32 protein-coding genes are annotated in these 18,318 nt (G+C 57.4%); all 32 read left to right on the top strand.

Features of this window, described 5'->3' with window-relative positions; genetic code table 11:
• Positions 1-89: 89 nt before the first annotated feature.
• The 32 genes from rpsL (at position 90) to rplQ (ending at position 18,284) form a co-directional block, all read left to right on the top strand.
• The gene (gene rpsL / locus ACN8M7_RS22005; protein ID WP_004373429.1) at positions 90-461 is read left to right on the top strand and encodes a 30S ribosomal protein S12; all 372 of its coding nucleotides are present in this window, start codon (positions 90-92) and stop codon (positions 459-461) included.
• A gap of 104 nt (positions 462-565) precedes the next feature.
• Positions 566-1,036, top strand: coding sequence for a 30S ribosomal protein S7 (gene rpsG, locus ACN8M7_RS22000; RefSeq protein ID WP_003246741.1), 471 nt, complete (start codon positions 566-568; stop codon positions 1,034-1,036).
• A gap of 30 nt (positions 1,037-1,066) precedes the next feature.
• On the top strand, positions 1,067-3,214 hold the full coding sequence (fusA, locus tag ACN8M7_RS21995) for an elongation factor G (protein ID WP_061237600.1): 2,148 nt from the start codon (positions 1,067-1,069) through the stop codon (positions 3,212-3,214).
• A 30-nt stretch (positions 3,215-3,244) separates the two neighbouring features.
• Positions 3,245-4,438 (top strand): elongation factor Tu, encoded by a 1,194-nt coding sequence (gene tuf, locus ACN8M7_RS21990; protein ID WP_099526264.1) that lies wholly within the window; start codon positions 3,245-3,247, stop codon positions 4,436-4,438.
• A 155-nt stretch (positions 4,439-4,593) separates the two neighbouring features.
• Positions 4,594-4,905, top strand: a complete 312-nt coding sequence (rpsJ, locus tag ACN8M7_RS21985) for a 30S ribosomal protein S10 (protein ID WP_003463313.1) — start codon at positions 4,594-4,596, stop codon at positions 4,903-4,905.
• 83 nt (positions 4,906-4,988) lie between these two features.
• Complete coding sequence (rplC, locus tag ACN8M7_RS21980) at positions 4,989-5,618, top strand: 50S ribosomal protein L3 (protein ID WP_061240712.1); 630 nt, start codon at positions 4,989-4,991, stop codon at positions 5,616-5,618.
• Positions 5,619-5,632: 14 nt separating this feature from the next.
• Positions 5,633-6,235, top strand: coding sequence for a 50S ribosomal protein L4 (rplD, locus tag ACN8M7_RS21975; protein WP_036999711.1), 603 nt, complete (start codon positions 5,633-5,635; stop codon positions 6,233-6,235).
• The gene (gene rplW, locus ACN8M7_RS21970) at positions 6,232-6,531 is read left to right on the top strand and encodes a 50S ribosomal protein L23 (protein WP_061240713.1); all 300 of its coding nucleotides are present in this window, start codon (positions 6,232-6,234) and stop codon (positions 6,529-6,531) included. The genes rplD and rplW overlap by 4 nt, the downstream gene beginning before the upstream one ends.
• A gap of 14 nt (positions 6,532-6,545) precedes the next feature.
• Positions 6,546-7,370: a 50S ribosomal protein L2 gene (gene rplB / locus ACN8M7_RS21965; RefSeq protein WP_061240714.1), complete on the top strand. Its 825-nt coding sequence runs from the start codon at positions 6,546-6,548 to the stop codon at positions 7,368-7,370.
• A gap of 16 nt (positions 7,371-7,386) precedes the next feature.
• A complete protein-coding gene (gene rpsS, locus ACN8M7_RS21960; protein WP_003463302.1) occupies positions 7,387-7,662 on the top strand; it encodes a 30S ribosomal protein S19 in 276 nt (91 codons plus the stop codon).
• An 11-nt stretch (positions 7,663-7,673) separates the two neighbouring features.
• Complete coding sequence (gene rplV, locus ACN8M7_RS21955) at positions 7,674-8,006, top strand: 50S ribosomal protein L22 (RefSeq protein ID WP_003103908.1); 333 nt, start codon at positions 7,674-7,676, stop codon at positions 8,004-8,006.
• Positions 8,007-8,019: 13 nt separating this feature from the next.
• Entirely contained in the window at positions 8,020-8,706 is a 687-nt protein-coding gene (gene rpsC / locus ACN8M7_RS21950) for a 30S ribosomal protein S3 (protein ID WP_017675617.1), read from the top strand.
• Positions 8,707-8,718: 12 nt separating this feature from the next.
• Positions 8,719-9,132 carry a 50S ribosomal protein L16 gene (rplP, locus tag ACN8M7_RS21945; protein ID WP_003243901.1) on the top strand — a complete coding sequence of 138 codons (414 nt, stop codon included), beginning with the start codon at positions 8,719-8,721 and terminating at the stop codon, positions 9,130-9,132.
• Positions 9,132-9,323 carry a 50S ribosomal protein L29 gene (gene rpmC, locus ACN8M7_RS21940; RefSeq protein WP_003243902.1) on the top strand — a complete coding sequence of 64 codons (192 nt, stop codon included), beginning with the start codon at positions 9,132-9,134 and terminating at the stop codon, positions 9,321-9,323. Before rplP ends, rpmC begins: the two co-directional genes overlap by 1 nt.
• A 2-nt stretch (positions 9,324-9,325) precedes the next feature.
• On the top strand, positions 9,326-9,592 hold the full coding sequence (gene rpsQ / locus ACN8M7_RS21935; RefSeq protein WP_061240715.1) for a 30S ribosomal protein S17: 267 nt from the start codon (positions 9,326-9,328) through the stop codon (positions 9,590-9,592).
• Between the two features lie 23 nt (positions 9,593-9,615).
• Positions 9,616-9,984: a 50S ribosomal protein L14 gene (gene rplN / locus ACN8M7_RS21930; RefSeq protein ID WP_003243907.1), complete on the top strand. Its 369-nt coding sequence runs from the start codon at positions 9,616-9,618 to the stop codon at positions 9,982-9,984.
• Between the two features lie 11 nt (positions 9,985-9,995).
• Positions 9,996-10,310: a 50S ribosomal protein L24 gene (gene rplX / locus ACN8M7_RS21925; protein ID WP_017675615.1), complete on the top strand. Its 315-nt coding sequence runs from the start codon at positions 9,996-9,998 to the stop codon at positions 10,308-10,310.
• A gap of 19 nt (positions 10,311-10,329) precedes the next feature.
• Complete coding sequence (gene rplE, locus ACN8M7_RS21920; RefSeq protein ID WP_017675614.1) at positions 10,330-10,869, top strand: 50S ribosomal protein L5; 540 nt, start codon at positions 10,330-10,332, stop codon at positions 10,867-10,869.
• 15 nt (positions 10,870-10,884) lie between these two features.
• Positions 10,885-11,190 (top strand): 30S ribosomal protein S14, encoded by a 306-nt coding sequence (rpsN, locus tag ACN8M7_RS21915; protein ID WP_003463288.1) that lies wholly within the window; start codon positions 10,885-10,887, stop codon positions 11,188-11,190.
• A 195-nt stretch (positions 11,191-11,385) separates the two neighbouring features.
• Positions 11,386-11,778 carry a 30S ribosomal protein S8 gene (rpsH, locus tag ACN8M7_RS21910; protein ID WP_003243915.1) on the top strand — a complete coding sequence of 131 codons (393 nt, stop codon included), beginning with the start codon at positions 11,386-11,388 and terminating at the stop codon, positions 11,776-11,778.
• Between the two features lie 13 nt (positions 11,779-11,791).
• On the top strand, positions 11,792-12,325 hold the full coding sequence (gene rplF / locus ACN8M7_RS21905) for a 50S ribosomal protein L6 (RefSeq protein ID WP_061240716.1): 534 nt from the start codon (positions 11,792-11,794) through the stop codon (positions 12,323-12,325).
• A gap of 11 nt (positions 12,326-12,336) precedes the next feature.
• Positions 12,337-12,687, top strand: coding sequence for a 50S ribosomal protein L18 (gene rplR / locus ACN8M7_RS21900; RefSeq protein ID WP_017675612.1), 351 nt, complete (start codon positions 12,337-12,339; stop codon positions 12,685-12,687).
• A gap of 3 nt (positions 12,688-12,690) precedes the next feature.
• Positions 12,691-13,191, top strand: coding sequence for a 30S ribosomal protein S5 (gene rpsE / locus ACN8M7_RS21895; RefSeq protein ID WP_061240717.1), 501 nt, complete (start codon positions 12,691-12,693; stop codon positions 13,189-13,191).
• Positions 13,192-13,193: 2 nt separating this feature from the next.
• Complete coding sequence (gene rpmD / locus ACN8M7_RS21890) at positions 13,194-13,373, top strand: 50S ribosomal protein L30 (RefSeq protein WP_003243922.1); 180 nt, start codon at positions 13,194-13,196, stop codon at positions 13,371-13,373.
• Between the two features lie 2 nt (positions 13,374-13,375).
• Positions 13,376-13,807 (top strand): 50S ribosomal protein L15, encoded by a 432-nt coding sequence (rplO, locus tag ACN8M7_RS21885; RefSeq protein WP_017675610.1) that lies wholly within the window; start codon positions 13,376-13,378, stop codon positions 13,805-13,807.
• Positions 13,808-15,136 (top strand): preprotein translocase subunit SecY, encoded by a 1,329-nt coding sequence (gene secY, locus ACN8M7_RS21880; RefSeq protein WP_061240718.1) that lies wholly within the window; start codon positions 13,808-13,810, stop codon positions 15,134-15,136.
• Positions 15,137-15,164: 28 nt separating this feature from the next.
• Positions 15,165-15,281, top strand: a complete 117-nt coding sequence (gene rpmJ / locus ACN8M7_RS21875) for a 50S ribosomal protein L36 (RefSeq protein ID WP_002555468.1) — start codon at positions 15,165-15,167, stop codon at positions 15,279-15,281.
• A 133-nt stretch (positions 15,282-15,414) separates the two neighbouring features.
• Positions 15,415-15,771, top strand: coding sequence for a 30S ribosomal protein S13 (gene rpsM, locus ACN8M7_RS21870; protein ID WP_061240719.1), 357 nt, complete (start codon positions 15,415-15,417; stop codon positions 15,769-15,771).
• Positions 15,772-15,801: 30 nt separating this feature from the next.
• Positions 15,802-16,191 carry a 30S ribosomal protein S11 gene (rpsK, locus tag ACN8M7_RS21865; RefSeq protein WP_003243933.1) on the top strand — a complete coding sequence of 130 codons (390 nt, stop codon included), beginning with the start codon at positions 15,802-15,804 and terminating at the stop codon, positions 16,189-16,191.
• 17 nt (positions 16,192-16,208) lie between these two features.
• A complete protein-coding gene (rpsD, locus tag ACN8M7_RS21860; protein ID WP_061240720.1) occupies positions 16,209-16,829 on the top strand; it encodes a 30S ribosomal protein S4 in 621 nt (206 codons plus the stop codon).
• 22 nt (positions 16,830-16,851) lie between these two features.
• The gene (locus ACN8M7_RS21855) at positions 16,852-17,853 is read left to right on the top strand and encodes a DNA-directed RNA polymerase subunit alpha (protein WP_061240721.1); all 1,002 of its coding nucleotides are present in this window, start codon (positions 16,852-16,854) and stop codon (positions 17,851-17,853) included.
• A gap of 44 nt (positions 17,854-17,897) precedes the next feature.
• Positions 17,898-18,284: a 50S ribosomal protein L17 gene (gene rplQ / locus ACN8M7_RS21850; RefSeq protein WP_003243945.1), complete on the top strand. Its 387-nt coding sequence runs from the start codon at positions 17,898-17,900 to the stop codon at positions 18,282-18,284.
• The last annotated feature ends 34 nt before the right edge of the window (positions 18,285-18,318 follow it).

The raw sequence follows: 18,318 nt of genomic DNA, 5'->3' as shown, positions 1-18,318 counted from the left end.
TTTAGACTCATGCACCCCTAAATTTGGCAGGGCGCTTGGCTCTGCCATCTTTATTTGTGAGCGTCGAAAGACAACAGTGGAGCTAGTAGATGGCAACTATCAACCAGCTGGTACGTCAGCCGCGTAAGCGTATCGTCGAGAAATCCGACGTGCCTGCGCTGCAGAACTGCCCGCAGCGTCGTGGCGTGTGCACCCGCGTGTACACCACCACGCCGAAAAAACCTAACTCGGCACTGCGTAAAGTGTGCCGCGTGCGTCTGACCAACGGCTACGAAGTTTCTTCGTACATCGGCGGTGAAGGCCACAACCTGCAAGAGCACAGCGTCGTGCTGATCCGTGGCGGTCGTGTAAAAGACCTTCCGGGTGTGCGCTACCACACCGTGCGTGGTTCGCTGGATACCTCCGGCGTCAAAGACCGTAAGCAGGGTCGTTCCAAGTACGGTACCAAGCGTCCGAAATAAGGCCGCTTGATCCTTTTTATTTAGTTGAGTCGATAAGAGTAAGGTCGGGCGCGGCATTAGCCGTTGGTCCCGAGCTAACCTGAAGACCGTTTGAGGGCTTATCAATGCCAAGACGTCGTGTAGCAGCCAAGCGTGAGATTCTGGACGATCCGAAATACGGAAGCCAGATCCTCGCCAAATTCATGAACCACGTGATGGAAAGCGGCAAGAAGGCCGTGGCCGAGCGCATCGTTTACGGTGCTCTGGACACTGTCAAAGCACGCAAGAACAGCGATCCCCTGGAGATCTTCGAGAAAGCTCTCGACGCCATCGCTCCGCTGGTCGAAGTCAAGTCCCGCCGTGTAGGCGGTGCTACCTACCAGGTTCCGGTCGAAGTTCGCCCGTCCCGTCGTAACGCTCTGGCCATGCGCTGGCTGGTGGACTACGCGCGCAAGCGCGGTGAGAAGTCCATGGCTCTGCGCCTGGCTGGTGAGCTGCTGGATGCTGCTGAAGGCAAAGGCGCTGCTGTCAAGAAGCGTGAAGACGTGCACCGTATGGCTGAGGCCAACAAGGCTTTCTCGCACTACCGCTTCTAATTCCGGCTCCACTAACCTTGCGAGGGCTTTATGGCTCGTAATACAGCAATTAACCGCTACCGTAATATTGGTATCTGTGCCCACGTTGACGCGGGCAAGACCACCACTACCGAGCGGATCCTGTTCTACACAGGCCTGAGCCACAAGATGGGCGAGGTGCATGATGGCGCCGCGACCACCGACTGGATGGTTCAGGAGCAGGAGCGTGGTATTACCATTACCTCCGCTGCTATCACCACCTTCTGGAAAGGTTCGGTTGGTCAGTACGACAACTACCGCGTAAACGTCATCGATACCCCCGGTCACGTTGACTTCACCATTGAAGTAGAGCGCTCGCTGCGCGTACTCGACGGTGCTGTCGTTGTGTTCTGCGGTACTTCGGGCGTTGAGCCGCAGTCGGAAACCGTATGGCGTCAGGCCAACAAGTACGGTGTTCCGCGCGTTGTCTACGTGAACAAGATGGACCGTCAGGGTGCTAACTTCCTGCGCGTCGTCGGTCAGATCAAGAACCGTCTGGGTCACACTCCGGTGCCAATCCAGCTGGCCATCGGTGCAGAAGAGAACTTCGAAGGTCAGGTCGATCTGATCAAGATGAAGGCCATCTACTGGAACGATGATGACAAGGGTACTACCTATCGTGAGGAAGAAATTCCTGCCGAGCTGGTGGACCTGGCCAACGAGTGGCGCTCGAACATGGTTGAGGCTGCTGCCGAAGCCAACGAAGAGCTGATGAACAAGTACCTTGAAGAAGGCGACCTGTCCGTCGAAGACATCAAGGCTGGTCTACGCGCCCGTACTCTGGCGAGCGAGATCGTTCCGGCTGTCTGCGGCTCCTCGTTCAAGAACAAGGGTGTTCCCCTGGTTCTCGACGCCGTTATCGACTTCCTGCCTGCTCCGACCGAGATCCCTGCAATCAAGGGTATTCACCCGGATCTGGCCGACAAGCCGAAAGAAGAGATCGCCGAAGCCGATTACGACGAGCGTCATGCGGACGACAACGAGCCGTTCTCGGCTCTGGCGTTCAAGATCGCTACCGACCCGTTCGTCGGTACTCTGACCTTCGTTCGCGTCTATTCGGGCGTTCTGGAGTCTGGCCAGTCGGTCATCAACTCCGTGAAGGGCAAGAAAGAGCGCGTTGGTCGTATGGTGCAGATGCACGCCAACCAGCGTGAAGAGATCAAAGAAGTGCGCGCTGGTGACATCGCTGCTCTGATCGGCATGAAGGACGTCACCACTGGTGAAACCCTGTGCGATCCCGACAAGCAGATCATCCTTGAGCGTATGGACTTCCCGGAGCCGGTTATCTCGGTAGCTGTTGAGCCGAAAACCAAGGCTGACCAGGAGAAGATGGGTATCGCTCTGGGCAAGCTGGCCCAGGAAGACCCGTCGTTCCGCGTCAAGACCGACGAAGAGACTGGTCAGACCATCATCTCCGGTATGGGTGAGCTGCACCTGGACATCCTCGTTGACCGCATGAAGCGCGAGTTCAACGTCGAGGCCAACATCGGTAAGCCGCAGGTTTCCTACCGTGAAACCATCACCAAGGACGCTGTCGAGATCGAAGGTAAGTTCGTTCGTCAGTCCGGTGGTCGCGGTCAGTTCGGTCACTGCTGGATTCGCTTCTCGACTCCGGACGTGGACGACAAGGGCAACATCACCGAAGGTCTGGTGTTCACCAACGAAGTTGTGGGTGGTGTGGTTCCGAAGGAATACATCCCGGCGATCCAGAAGGGTATCGAAGAGCAGATGAAGAACGGCGTCGTTGCCGGCTATCCGCTGATCGGCCTGAAGGCTACCGTGTTCGATGGTTCCTACCACGACGTCGACTCCAACGAGATGGCGTTCAAAATCGCTGCCTCCATGGCGACCAAGCAGCTGGCCCAGAAGGGCGGCGGTAAGGTGCTTGAGCCGATCATGAAGGTAGAAGTGGTGACTCCTGAGGACTACATGGGTGACGTGATGGGTGACCTGAACCGTCGTCGTGGTCTGATCCAGGGTATGGAAGATTCGGTCTCCGGTAAGGTAATCCGTGCCGAAGTTCCGCTGGGCGAGATGTTTGGTTACGCTACCGACGTTCGTTCCATGTCCCAGGGTCGCGCCAGCTACTCCATGGAATTCTCCAAGTACGCAGAGGCTCCGGCGAACATCGTCGAAGCGCTGGTTAAAAAACAAGGCTAATCCCGCCCTTTAAGTAAGAGGTTTACTGTCGTGGCTAAGGAAAAATTCGAACGTAACAAACCGCACGTCAACGTCGGCACCATCGGTCACGTTGACCACGGTAAAACCACTCTGACCGCTGCTCTGACCCGCGTCTGCTCCGAAGTTTTCGGTTCGGCCAAGGTCGATTTCGACAAGATCGATAGCGCGCCGGAAGAGAAGGCTCGTGGTATCACCATCAACACTGCACACGTAGAGTACGATTCCAACATTCGTCACTACGCGCACGTTGACTGCCCGGGTCACGCCGACTACGTGAAGAACATGATCACCGGTGCTGCCCAGATGGACGGCGCGATCCTGGTCTGCTCGGCTGCCGACGGCCCGATGCCGCAAACCCGTGAGCACATCCTGCTGTCCCGTCAGGTTGGCGTACCGTACATCGTCGTGTTCCTGAACAAGGCCGACATGGTTGACGACGCTGAGCTGCTGGAGCTGGTCGAGATGGAAGTTCGCGACCTGCTGAGCACCTACGATTTCCCGGGTGACGACACTCCGATCATCATCGGCTCCGCGCTGATGGCTCTGAACGGCGAAGACACCAACGAGATGGGCACCACTGCCGTCAAGAAACTGGTTGAAACTCTGGATAGCTACATTCCTGAGCCGGTTCGTGCCATCGATCGTCCGTTCCTGATGCCGATCGAAGACGTATTCTCGATCTCCGGCCGCGGTACTGTTGTTACCGGTCGTGTAGAGCGCGGTATCGTCAAGATCCAGGAAGAAATCGAAATCGTTGGTCTGCGTCCGACCACCAAAACCACCTGCACCGGCGTTGAGATGTTCCGCAAGCTGCTGGACGAAGGTCGTGCTGGTGAGAACTGCGGCGTGCTGCTGCGCGGCACCAAGCGTGATGAAGTTGAGCGTGGTCAGGTTCTGGCCAAGCCGGGCACCATCAAGCCGCACACCAAGTTCGAAGCTGAAGTGTACGTTCTGTCCAAAGAAGAAGGTGGTCGTCACACCCCGTTCTTCAAGGGCTACCGTCCGCAGTTCTACTTCCGTACCACTGACGTAACCGGTTCGTGCGAACTGCCGGAAGGCGTTGAGATGGTAATGCCGGGCGACAACATCAAAATGGTTGTCACCCTGATCAAGCCGATCGCCATGGAAGATGGTCTGCGTTTCGCGATTCGCGAAGGCGGCCGTACCGTTGGTGCTGGCGTGGTTGCCAAGATCGTCGAGTAATCAACGATCTGCGCTGTGGAAAGGGGCCCTTCGGGGCCCTTTTCTTTTGGGCTGGTTAAAAGTTGACACCCTCAGGGGGCATCCGTACAATTGCGCCTCCCTCGAACGGGCGTAGTCCGTCTGTGGGAATTAGCAGCTTGGAATCTGAGGTCAAAATGCAAAACCAACAAATCCGTATTCGGTTGAAGGCTTTTGACCATCGCCTGATCGATCAATCTACCCAGGAAATCGTGGAAACCGCGAAACGTACTGGTGCTCAGGTGCGTGGTCCGATTCCTCTGCCTACTCGTAAGGAGCGGTATACCGTTCTGGTCTCTCCGCACGTCAACAAAGACGCGCGCGATCAGTACGAAATCCGCACTCATAAGCGTGTTCTGGACATCGTCCAGCCGACGGATAAAACCGTTGATGCGCTGATGAAGCTTGACCTTGCGGCAGGCGTGGAAGTGCAGATCAGCCTCGGCTAAAACCTGGCGGTTTTAGTCGTGTAACGCTCTGAAATGGGCGGCCATAGCGGGTGAAAGCCCCGTACACTCATGAGGTTTACAACATGACTATTGGTGTAGTCGGTCGTAAAGCGGGTATGACCCGTATTTTCACCGAAGAAGGTGTCTCCATTCCGGTTACGGTCATTGAGATCGAGCCGAATCGCGTCACCCAGTTTAAAACCGAAGAATCCGATGGCTATCGCGCAGTGCAAGTCACTGTCGGTGAGCGTCGTGCTTCGCGTGTCACAGCAGCTCAGGCTGGCCACTTCGCCAAGGCGAACGTCGCGGCAGGTCGTACCGTTATGGAGTTCCGTCTTGAAGAAGGCGACTACCAGGCTGGCGATCTGATCAACGCTGAAATTTTCCAAGCTGGTCAACTGGTGGATGTCACCGGTCAGTCCAAAGGTAAAGGCTTCGCCGGTACCATCAAGCGTTGGAACTTCCGCGGCCAGGACAACACTCACGGCAACTCCGTGTCCCACCGTGTTCCGGGTTCCATTGGCCAGTGCCAGACCCCGGGTCGCGTATTCAAGGGCAAGAAGATGTCCGGCCACATGGGTGCTGAGCGCGTTACCGTGCAGTCCCTGGAAGTCGTGCGCGTAGACGCCGAGCGTAATCTGCTGCTGGTCAAGGGTGCCGTTCCTGGCGCTACTGGCGGCGACGTTATCGTTCGTCCGGCTGCCAAGGCGTAAGGGGAGAATCTGAGATGCAATTGAATGTAAATGGCGCTCAGGCGATCGAAGTGTCTGAAGCGACCTTCGGTGGCGAGTTCAACGAGACTCTGGTTCACCAGGCAGTCGTGGCCTACATGGCTGGCGGTCGTCAGGGCACCAAAGGTCAGAAGTCCCGTTCCGACGTTTCCGGTGGCGGCAAGCGCCCCTGGCGTCAGAAGGGCACTGGTCGTGCTCGTGCTGGTACCACTCGTGGTCCGATCTGGCGTGGCGGTGGTGTGACCTTCGCAGCGTCCACCCGCAACCATGATCAAAAGCTGAACAAGAAGATGTACCGCGCAGCACTGCGCTCCATCCTTGCTGAGCTGGTTCGTACCGACCGTCTGGTCGTGGTCGAAGACTTCGCCGTTGACGCGCCGAAGACCAAGACCCTGCTGGCCAAACTCAATGGCCTGGGCCTGACCGACGTGCTGATCGTATCCGACGCTGTCGATGAGAACCTGTACTTGGCTGCCCGCAACCTGCCGCACGTTGATGTACGTGACGTTCAGGGTTCCGATCCGGTCAGCCTGATCGCGTACGAGAAGGTGCTGGTCACCGTTTCGGCCGTGAAGAAATTCGAGGAGCTGCTGGGATGAACCAGGAACGCGTATTCAAAGTGCTGCTTGGCCCGCACATCTCCGAGAAGGCCACGGTTCTGGCTGACAAGCAAGGTCAGTTCGTTTTCAAAGTCGCTACCGATGCGACCAAGCTGGAAATCAAGAAGGCTGTCGAAGGCCTGTTCAACGTGAAGGTTGAGCGCGTTACTACTCAGAACGTTCTGGGTAAGAGCAAGCGCACCGCTCGCGGTCTGGGCAAGCGTAACGACTGGAAGAAGGCAGTTATCTCCCTTCAGCCGGGCCAAGAACTCGATTTCACCAGCAGTGCTGAGTAAGGAAGGGGTGCATCATGGCAATCGTTAAATGCAAACCGACTTCCGCTGGCCGCCGTTTTGTGGTCAAGGTGGTCAATCAGGAGCTGCACAAAGGCGCTCCGTACGCTCCGCTGCTCGAGAAGAAGTCGAAGTCCGGTGGTCGTAACAACAATGGTCGTATCACTACCCGTCATATCGGTGGTGGTCACAAGCAGCATTACCGTCTGGTCGACTTCCGTCGCAACGACAAAGATGGCATCCCTGCCACTGTCGAGCGCGTGGAATACGATCCGAACCGTACTGCTCACATCGCTCTGCTGAAGTATGCCGACGGTGAGCGTCGCTACATCATCGCCCCCAAAGGCGTGGTAGCTGGCGATCAGCTGGTAGCCGGCATCATGGCGCCGATCAAGCCGGGCAACAGCCTGCAGCTGCGCAACATTCCGGTAGGTTCGACCGTTCACGGTATCGAGCTGAAGCCGGGTAAAGGTGCTCAGATCGCTCGTTCCGCTGGTGCTTCCGCTCAGCTGATCGCACGTGAAGGTGCCTATGTGACTCTGCGTCTGCGCTCCGGCGAAATGCGCAAAGTCCTTTCCGAGTGCCGTGCGACCCTGGGCGAAGTCTCGAACTCCGAGCACAGCCTGCGTTCGCTGGGTAAGGCCGGTGCCAAGCGCTGGCGCGGTGTTCGTCCGACCGTTCGTGGTGTTGCCATGAACCCGGTTGATCACCCGCACGGTGGTGGTGAGGGTCGTACCTCCGGTGGTCGTCATCCGGTGTCGCCATGGGGCTTCCCGACCAAGGGCGCGAAAACCCGTGCTAACAAGCGCACCGACAACATGATCGTCCGTCGTCGCAAGTAAATAGAGGGATACGACAGTGCCACGTTCTCTGAAAAAAGGTCCTTTTATCGATCTTCACCTACTGAAGAAGGTCGAAGCGGCGGTGGAAAAGGGCGAGCGCAAACCGGTTAAAACCTGGTCGCGTCGTTCCATGATCCTGCCGCAGATGGTCGGTCTGACCATCGCTGTGCATAACGGTCGTCAGCATGTCCCGGTCCTCGTGAACGAAGACATGGTCGGCCACAAACTGGGCGAATTTGCCGGCACGCGTACCTATCGTGGTCACGTTGCCGACAAGAAAGGCAAGCGTTAAGGGGTTTGGAAATGGAAGTAGCCGCTAAGTTGTCGGGCGCTCGCATCTCCGCCCAGAAAGCTCGCCTGGTCGCCGACCAGATCCGCGGGAAGAAGGTGGGCGAAGCGCTCAACCTGCTGGCTTTCAGCAGCAAGAAAGCCGCCGAGATCATGAAGAAAGTGCTGGAGTCGGCCGTTGCCAACGCCGAGCACAACGAAGGCGCAGACGTTGATGACCTGAAGGTCAGTACCGTTTTCGTCAACGAAGGGCGTTCGCTTAAGCGCATCATGCCGCGTGCCAAAGGCCGTGCTGATCGCATCGTCAAGCGGTCTTGCCATATCACTGTCAAGGTTGCGGACAAGTAACGGAGTCGATCAGATGGGTCAGAAAGTACATCCCGTTGGCATCCGCCTGGGAATCGTCAAGGATCACACTTCGGTTTGGTATGCAGATGGTCGCACTTACGCCGACTACCTGAACGCCGACCTGAAGGTTCGTGCATACCTGCAAGACAAACTAAAAAGCGCGTCCGTTAGCCGTATCGACATCGCTCGCCCGGCTCAAACCGCACGCATCACCATCCACACCGCTCGTCCCGGCATCGTGATCGGCAAGAAAGGTGAAGATGTTGAGAAGCTGCGTCAGGACCTGACCAAGCAAATGGGTGTGCCGGTGCACATCAACATCGAAGAGATCCGCAAGCCGGAGCTCGACGGTATGCTGGTTGCACAGAGCGTAGCTCAGCAGCTGGAGCGCCGCGTAATGTTCCGTCGCGCCATGAAGCGCGCCGTACAGAACGCCATGCGTATTGGTGCCAAGGGCATCAAGATCCAGGTGAGTGGTCGTCTTGGTGGCGCTGAAATCGCCCGGACCGAATGGTATCGCGAAGGTCGTGTGCCGCTGCACACCCTGCGCGCAGATATCGATTACGCCACCTACGAAGCGCACACCACTTACGGTGTGATCGGCGTCAAGGTTTGGATCTTCAAGGGTGAGGTCATTGGTGGCCGCACTGAAGAGCTGAAGCCGCAAGCGCCCGCTCCTCGTAAAGCTGCTAAGAAATAAGGAGTACGCATCATGTTGCAACCAAAGCGTACGAAGTTCCGCAAGCAGATGACCGGCCACAACCGTGGTCTGGCTCAGCGCGGTAGCAAAGTCAGCTTCGGCGAGTTCGCGCTGAAGTCTGTTGCCCGCGGTCGTCTCACCGCTCGTCAGATCGAGTCCGCTCGTCGTGCTCTGACCCGTCACGTTAAGCGTGGCGGCAAGATCTGGATCCGCGTCTTCCCGGACAAGCCGGTTACCAAGAAGCCTCTCGAAGTGCGTATGGGTAAAGGTAAGGGTGGCGTTGAATACTGGGTAGCCCAGATCCAGCCAGGCAAAGTCCTGTACGAGATCGAAGGCGTATCCGAAGAGCTGGCGCGCGAGGCATTTGCCCTGGCTGCTGCAAAGCTGCCGCTCGCCACCACCTTTGTTAAGCGGACGGTGATGTGATGAAAGCGACCGAACTTCGTGAAAAAAGCGCACAACAGCTGAACGAGCAACTGCTCGAGCTGCTGCGCGACCAGTTCAATCTGCGTATGCAGAAGGCAACTGGCCAGCTGGGGCAGTCGCACCTGCTCTCGCAAGTGAAGCGCGACATCGCTCGCGTGAAGACTGTCCTCAGCCAGCAGGCAGGTAAGTGATCATGGCCGAAGTTGAAAAAACAGTCCGTACGCTGACCGGCCGTGTTGTCAGCGACAAGATGGACAAGACCATCACCGTTCTGATCGAGCGTCGCGTCAAGCACCCGATCTACGGTAAATACGTCAAGCGTTCGACCAAACTGCACGCTCACGACGAAACCAACCAGTGCAAGATCGGCGACAAGGTTTCCATTCGCGAAACCCGTCCGCAGTCCAAGACCAAGTCCTGGGCTCTGGTTGAAGTCGTTGAACGCGCCGTCGAAGTCTAAGAGCTAGGGGTCGGAGAAATTTTATGATTCAGACTCAATCCATGCTCGATGTGGCTGACAACAGCGGTGCACGTCGCGTCATGTGCATCAAGGTGCTGGGCGGCTCGCATCGTCGCTACGCCGGCATCGGCGACATCATCAAGGTCACCGTCAAGGAAGCAATTCCGCGCGGCAAAGTGAAGAAAGGTCAGGTCATGACCGCAGTGGTCGTTCGTACCCGTCACGGCGTTCGCCGTGCCGATGGTTCGATCATTCGCTTCGACGGCAACGCTGCTGTTCTGCTGAACAACAAGCAAGAGCCGATCGGCACCCGTATCTTCGGGCCAGTGACCCGTGAACTTCGTTCCGAGAAGTTCATGAAGATCGTCTCGCTCGCCCCTGAAGTGCTTTAAGGAGATCCGACATGCAAAAGATTCGTCGTGACGACGAGATCATCGTGATCGCCGGCAAAGACAAAGGTAAGCGCGGTAAGGTGCTCAAGGTTCTCGCTGACGACCGTCTGGTCGTCGGTGGCATCAACCTGGTGAAGCGCCACACCAAGCCGAACCCGATGTCGGGCGTTCAAGGCGGTATCGTCGAGAAAGAAGCGCCGCTGCACGCTTCCAACGTTGCCATCTTCAACTCTGAGACCAACAAGGCTGACCGCGTTGGCTTCAAGACCGAAGACGGCAAGAAAATTCGTGTCTTCAAGTCCACCCAGAAGCCGGTTGGCGCTTGAGAATCCGTAGGTAAATACCATGGCACGACTGAAAGAGATTTACCGGAAGGAAATCGCGCCCAAGCTGAAGGAAGAACTGAAGCTGGCGAACGTGATGGAAGTTCCGCGCATCACCAAGATCACCCTGAACATGGGCCTGGGCGAAGCGATCGGTGACAAGAAAATCATCGAAAACGCTGTAGCCGACCTCGAGAAGATCACCGGTCAGAAAGTCGTTGTGACTCATGCCCGTAAGTCGATCGCTGGTTTCAAGGTTCGTGAAGGCTGGCCGATTGGCGTCAAGGTCACTCTGCGTCGCGAGCGTATGTACGAGTTCCTGGATCGTCTGCTGTCCATCTCCCTGCCGCGCGTGCGTGACTTCCGCGGCCTGAATGCCAAGTCCTTCGATGGTCGTGGCAACTACAGCATGGGCGTGAAAGAGCAGATCATCTTCCCGGAAATCGATTACGACAAGATCGATGCGCTGCGTGGTCTGGACATCACCCTGACTACCACTGCCCGTAACGATGATGAAGGCCGCGCTCTGCTGCGTGCTTTCAACTTCCCGTTCCGCAACTGATCGGAGTCCTGGACAATGGCCAAGACAAGCATGAAGAACCGCGAGCTGAAGCGTCAGCAAACGGTTGCCAAGTACGCCAAGAAGCGTGCCGAGCTGAAAGCCACCATCGCTAATCCGAACACCAGTCCGGAAGCGCGTTGGGAAGCCCAAGTCGCTCTGCAGAAGCAACCACGTGACGCCAGCGCCTCGCGCCTGCGTAACCGTTGCCGCATCACCGGCCGTCCGCACGGCGTTTACCGCAAGTTCGGTCTGTCGCGTAACAAGCTGCGCGAAGCCGCCATGCGCGGTGACGTACCGGGCCTGGTGAAAGCCAGCTGGTAATCAGCGCAAGCTGAAAAGCAGAGCCGGCCTTGTGCCGGCTTTGCCTTTTATTGAACAAGCCCCTTTTGGGGCTTGATTCATTTTTGATCGGTCTCTAGAATGTCCGGCTCTCCTGAGCCTGGTATTTCCATGCCGAGCTTTTGGATGATCCCACAGCCTTCGGGCTGTTCTTTTTGTATCAGGAGCGTCTAGCCCATGAGTATGCAGGACCCGTTAGCGGACATGCTAACTCGTATCCGTAATGCCCAGATGGCTGAAAAGTCCGTCGTAAGCATGCCTTCTTCCACTCTGAAGGTAGCAGTAGCCAAAGTTCTGAAAGACGAAGGTTATATTGCGGGTTATGAAGTCAATGGTGAAGCCAAGCCACAACTGTCCATCGAGCTGAAGTACTTCGAAGGCCGGCCGGTCATCGAGGAAGTCAAGCGCGTGAGCCGTCCTGGCCTTCGTCAATACAAATCCGTCGATGACCTGCCGAAGGTTCGCGGCGGTCTCGGTGTTTCCATCGTCTCCACCAACAAAGGTGTGATGACGGATCGCGCTGCGCGCGCTGCCGGTGTCGGCGGCGAAGTGCTCTGCACCGTGTTCTAAGGGGGGGATAAGCATGTCTCGCGTTGCTAAGAACCCCGTTGTGCTGCCATCCGGTGTCGAGGTCAAACTCGCCGGTCAGCAGCTCTCGGTCAAGGGTGCCAAGGGCGCTCTGGAACTGAATGTTCACTCGTCCGTGGAAGTCATCCAGGAAGGCTCCGAGCTGCGTTTCGCTGCTCGCAATGGCGATCAGCAAAATCGCGCCATGGCCGGCACCACTCGTGCCCTGGTCAACAACATGGTCATCGGTGTCAGCCAAGGCTTCGAGCGTAAGCTGCAACTGGTCGGCGTGGGCTACAAAGCTCAAGCCAAAGGTCAGGTGCTGAACCTCGCACTGGGCTTCTCCCACCCGATCGACTACGAACTGCCGGAAGGCGTCGTGGCCGAAACCCCTAACCAGACCGAGATCCTGATCAAGGGTATCGACAAGCAACTGGTGGGTCAGGTGGCTGCGGAAATCCGTGACTTCCGTCGTCCTGAGCCCTACAAGGGCAAAGGCGTTCGTTACGCGGATGAAGTTGTCCGTCGTAAAGAAGCCAAGAAGAAGTAAGGGGCTGAAAAATGACCGACAAAAAAGTTACTCGTCTGCGTCGCGCTCGCAAAGCACGCCTGAAAATGCACGAGCTCGAAGCCGTGCGTCTGTGCGTGTACCGCTCTTCGCAGCACATCTACGCCCAGGTCATCTCGGCCGACGGCAGCAAGGTTCTGGCCAGCGCCTCTACCTTGGACAAAGCACTGCGTGATGGCGCCACCGGCAACGTCGACGCAGCCAAGAAGGTTGGTGCGCTGGTTGCTGAGCGTGCGAAAGCCGCTGGTGTAACCCAGGTGGCATTCGACCGTTCTGGCTTCAAGTACCACGGCCGCGTCAAGGCGCTGGCTGATGCTGCTCGTGAAGGCGGGCTGGAGTTCTAAGTTATGGCAAATAACGACCAAAAGCGCGACGAAGGCTACATCGAGAAGCTGGTTCAGGTTAACCGCGTTGCCAAGACCGTAAAGGGTGGCCGTATCTTCACCTTCACCGCGTTGACCGTGGTAGGTGATGGCAAGGGTCGCGTCGGCTTCGGCCGTGGCAAGTCCCGCGAAGTTCCTGCTGCCATCCAGAAGGCGATGGAAGCTGCTCGTCGCAACATGATCCAAGTTGATCTGAACGGCACCACTCTGCAGTACCCGGTCAAGTCCGCTCATGGCGCCTCCAAGGTGTACATGCAGCCGGCCTCCGAAGGTACCGGTATCATCGCCGGCGGCGCCATGCGTGCCGTTCTGGAAGTGGCTGGTGTGCAGAACGTTCTGGCCAAGTGCTACGGCTCGACCAACCCGGTGAACGTGGTTAACGCCACCTTCAAGGGTCTGAAGACCATGCAGTCTCCAGAGTCCGTTGCAGCCAAGCGTGGCAAGAGCGTCGAGGAGATTCTCTAACCATGGCTAATACCGTCAAAGTGACTCTGATCAAGAGCACCAATGGCCGTCTGGCCAATCACAAAGCTTGCGTCAAGGGCCTGGGCCTGCGTCGCATCGGTCACACCGTAGAGGTTCTGGATACTCCGGAAAACCGCGGCATGATCAACAAGGCTTACTACCTGCTGAAGGTGGAGGGTTAATCATGCAACTGAACGATCTGCGTTCCGCGCCGGGTGCCCGTCGCGAGAAGCACCGTCCGGGCCGTGGCATCGGTAGCGGTCTGGGTAAGACTGGTGGCCGTGGTCACAAAGGTCAGACCTCCCGCTCCGGTGGCTCCATCGCTCCGGGCTTCGAGGGTGGTCAGCAGCCGCTGCACCGCCGTCTGCCGAAGTTCGGCTTCGTCTCCCTGAAGGCTATGGATCGCGCCGAAGTGCGTACCTCCGAGCTGAACAAGGTAGAGGGTGTTGTAACTCTGCAGGCTCTGAAGGATGCCAATCTGGTTGGTCATCACGTACAGCGTGTGAAAGTCATGCTGTCCGGTGAGGTTACCCGTGCGGTCACCCTTAAAGGTATCGCCGCCACCAAAGGTGCGCGTGCGGCTATCGAAGCAGCTGGCGGTAAGTTCGAGGACTAAATGGCTAAGCAAGGTGCTCTCTCAGCGCTGGCAGGTGGCGGGTTGTCCGAACTCTGGGCTCGTCTGCGCTTCCTGTTCCTGGCGATCATCGTCTACCGGATAGGTGCGCACATCCCGGTTCCTGGCATCAACCCAGACCGACTGGCGGATCTGTTCCGGCAGAATGAGGGGACCATTCTTAGCTTGTTCAACATGTTTTCCGGCGGCGCGCTGGAGCGGATGAGCATCTTTGCACTGGGGATCATGCCGTACATCTCGGCATCGATCATCATGCAACTGATGACCGCAGTCAGCCCGCAGCTGGAGCAGTTGAAGAAGGAAGGTGAAGCTGGCCGTCGCAAGATAAGCCAGTACACCCGCTACGGCACTCTCGTCCTGGCATTTGTTCAAGCCATCGGCATGGCCGTTGGTTTGGGTAGCCAGGGCGTAGCGTTCTCGGTCGATTTCGGCTTCCACTTCGTGGCGGTTACCACTTTTGTGGCGGGCGCGATGTTCATGATGTGGCTGGGCGAGCAGATCACCGAGCGCGGTGTCGGCAACGGTATCTCGATGCTGATTTTTGCTGGCATCGTGGCCGGTCTGCCGTCGGCGATCGGGCAGTCTTTCGAGTCTGCTCGTCAGGGCGATATCAACATCTTCGCTCTGATCGCCATCGGCCTGCTGGCAGTAGCGATCATCGGTTTCGTGGTGTTCATTGAGCGTGGCCAGCGTCGCATTGCGGTGCACTACGCCAAGCGTCAGCAGGGCCGCAAGGTCTTCGCTGCGCAGACCAGCCACCTGCCGTTGAAGGTGAACATGGCGGGCGTAATCCCGGCCATTTTCGCCAGCAGCCTTCTGCTGTTCCCGGCCTCGCTGGGTGCCTGGTTTGGTCAGTCCGAGGGTCTGGGCTGGCTGCAGGACATTTCGCAGGCTATCGCTCCTGGTCAGCCGTTGAACATTCTGCTGTTTAGTGCAGGGATCATTTTCTTCTGCTTCTTCTACACAGCGCTGATGTTCAACCCGAAAGACGTAGCGGAAAACCTGAAGAAGTCCGGTGCCTTTATTCCGGGCATCCGTCCGGGCGAGCAGTCGGCACGCTATATCGATGGCGTTCTGACCCGCTTGACCATGTTCGGTGCTCTGTACATGACGGCCGTGTGCCTGCTGCCCCAGTTTCTGGTGGTTGCGGCCAACGTTCCGTTCTACCTTGGCGGGACCTCGTTGCTGATCGTGGTCGTGGTTGTCATGGACTTCATGTCCCAAGTGCAATCTCACCTCGTGTCTCACCAGTACGATTCCCTGATGAAGAAAGCCAACCTGAAGGGTTATGGCAGCGGCATGCTCCGCTGATCCACCCGTAAGGTTCGAGGAGTTGGTAATGAAAGTTCGTGCATCGGTGAAAAAGCTGTGCCGTAACTGCAAAATTATCCGTCGCGAAGGTGTCGTGCGGGTGATCTGCAGCGCAGAGCCGCGTCACAAGCAGCGCCAAGGCTGAGTGTGAACCACGCGTGATAAGCCCGGCAGCTAGTGCGCTGCCGGGTTGATTATTTGTTTTTACAGCGTTAATATCTCGCGCCCTATTTCTTGGCTTCCGGGGCGTAGGTAGCTGTCAATTGGAGTTCCACTGAATGGCCCGTATTGCAGGCGTTAACATTCCGGATAACAAGCACACTGTTATCTCGTTGACCTACATCTTCGGTGTTGGTCGCACCACTGCACAGAGCATCTGTGCCGCTGCTGGCGTAAACCCGGCTGCGAAAATCAAGGATCTGACTGACGAGCAGATCGAACAGCTGCGTGGCGAAGTAGCCAAGGTGAATACCGAAGGCGACCTGCGTCGTGAAGTGAATATGAAGATCAAGCGCTTGATGGATCTGGGTTGCTACCGCGGCCTGCGCCATCGTAAAGGTCTGCCGGTTCGCGGTCAGCGCACCAAGACCAACGCTCGCACCCGTAAGGGCCCGCGTAAGCCGATCCGCAAGTAATCGCATTCGCGAATCGACAGGAATTTAGTCATGGCAAAACCTGCTGCTCGTACTCGTAAGAAAGTCAAAAAGACGGTGGTTGATGGCATCGCCCACATCCACGCGTCTTTCAACAACACCATCGTGACCATTACCGACCGTCAGGGTAACGCCCTGTCCTGGGCTACCTCTGGTGGTTCGGGTTTCCGCGGCTCGCGTAAGTCCACTCCGTTCGCTGCCCAGATCGCCGCCGAGCGCGCTGGTCAGGCTGCACTGGAGTATGGCCTGAAGAACCTCGACGTTAACGTCAAGGGCCCGGGTCCAGGTCGCGAATCTGCCGTGCGTGCGTTGAACGCCTGCGGCTACAAAATCGCCAGCATCACCGACGTGACGCCTATCCCGCACAACGGGTGCCGTCCGCCGAAGAAGCGTCGCGTGTAAACAGGAGACAGTGAGAAATGGCTCGTTACATTGGTCCCAAGTGCAAACTGTCTCGCCGTGAAGGCACCGATCTCTTCCTGAAGAGCGGTGTTCGCGCGCTTGAATCTAAGTGCAACATTGAAGCAGCTCCCGGTATCCACGGTCAGCGTCGCGGTCGTCAATCCGACTACGGCACCCAGCTGCGTGAGAAACAGAAAGTTCGTCGTATCTACGGCGTTCTGGAGCGTCAGTTCAGCGGTTACTACAAGCAAGCTGCCAGCCAGAAGGGCGCCACCGGCGAAAACCTGCTGCAACTGCTGGAGTGCCGTCTGGATAACGTGGTTTACCGTATGGGCTATGGTGCTACCCGCGCCGAATCCCGTCAGCTGGTTTCGCACAAAGCAATCAGCGTCAACGGTCAGACCGTAAACGTACCGTCCTACCAGGTAAAAGCTGGCGACGTCGTTGCTGTTCGCGAGAAATCGAAGAACCAGCTGCGCATCGCTCAGGCTCTTGAGCTCTGCGCCCAGCGCGGCCGTGTTGAGTGGGTAGAAGTAGACGCTGAGAAGAAGTCTGGTGTGTTCAAGAACGTACCGGCTCGTGGCGATCTGTCCGCTGACATCAACGAGAGCCTGATTGTCGAGCTCTACTCCAAGTAAGGGCTAGAAAATAGGTGCATCCATGCAGATTTCGGTAAATGAGTTCCTGACCCCCCGTCACATCGATGTGCAGGAGGTCAGTTCGACCCGCGCCAAGATCACCCTCGAGCCTCTCGAGCGTGGCTTTGGCCATACCCTGGGCAACGCGCTGCGTCGCATCCTGTTGTCCTCCATGCCTGGCTGTGCAGTAGTCGAGGCCGAGATCGACGGCGTACTCCACGAGTACTCCGCGATCGAAGGTGTGCAGGAAGATGTAATCGAGATCCTGCTCAACCTGAAAGGTCTGGCTATCAAGCTGCACGGCCGTGACGAAGTGACCCTGACTCTGGCTAAGAAGGGCCCGGGCGTAGTTACCGCTGCCGATATTCAGCTGGATCACGATGTCGAAATCGTCAATGGCGACCACGTAATCGCCAACCTGGCCGCCAATGGCTCGCTGAACATGAAGCTCACCGTAGCTCGTGGTCGCGGCTATGAGCCGGCTGACGCTCGTCAGAGCGATGAAGACGAGAGCCGCAGCATTGGTCGCTTGCAGCTGGATGCTTCGTTCAGCCCTGTGCGTCGGGTTGCTTACGTGGTGGAAAACGCCCGTGTCGAGCAGCGCACCAACCTGGACAAACTGGTTATCGACCTGGAAACCAACGGTACCCTGGATCCTGAAGAGGCTATCCGTCGTGCCGCGACCATCCTGCAGCAGCAGCTGGCCGCGTTCGTCGACCTCAAAGGTGACAGTGAGCCGGTGGTGGTCGAGCAGGAAGACGAGATCGATCCGATCCTGCTGCGTCCTGTCGATGACCTGGAACTGACCGTACGTTCGGCCAACTGCCTCAAGGCAGAGAACATCTACTACATCGGTGACCTGATTCAGCGCACCGAAGTAGAGCTGCTCAAAACCCCGAACCTGGGCAAGAAATCCCTGACCGAAATCAAGGATGTTCTGGCTTCTCGCGGTCTGTCCCTCGGTATGCGCCTCGACAACTGGCCGCCGGCAAGTCTGAAGAAAGACGATAAGGCCACTGCCTGATCGTCATCATCACCGAACGAACAAGTTTGGTAAGGAATTGAACCATGCGTCATCGTAAAAGTGGCCGTCACCTCAGCCGCACCAGCGCTCACCGCAAGGCCATGTTCCAGAACATGGCGGTCTCGCTGTTCGAGCACGAGCTGATCAAAACTACCCTGCCGAAAGCCAAGGAACTGCGTCGCGTTGCCGAGCCGCTGATCACCCTGGCCAAGGAAGACAGCGTTGCCAATCGTCGTCTGGCCTTCGACCGTACCCGTTCGAAAGCCATCGTCGGCAAGCTGTTCAACGATCTGGGCAAGCGCTACGCCACCCGCAACGGCGGCTACCTGCGCATTCTCAAGTGCGGCTTCCGCGCTGGTGACAACGCTCCGATGGCTTACGTTGAACTGGTTGACCGTCCGGTCGGCGGTTCGGTAGAAGCTGCCGAGTAAGTTGCTGGTTGTACGAGAAACCGGGCCTAGTGCC

It is taken from the genome of Pseudomonas spartinae, from assembly GCF_965197125.1.
Classification (GTDB): domain Bacteria; phylum Pseudomonadota; class Gammaproteobacteria; order Pseudomonadales; family Pseudomonadaceae; genus Aquipseudomonas; species Aquipseudomonas composti_A.
This window is presented reverse-complemented; position numbering and strand designations above follow the sequence as displayed.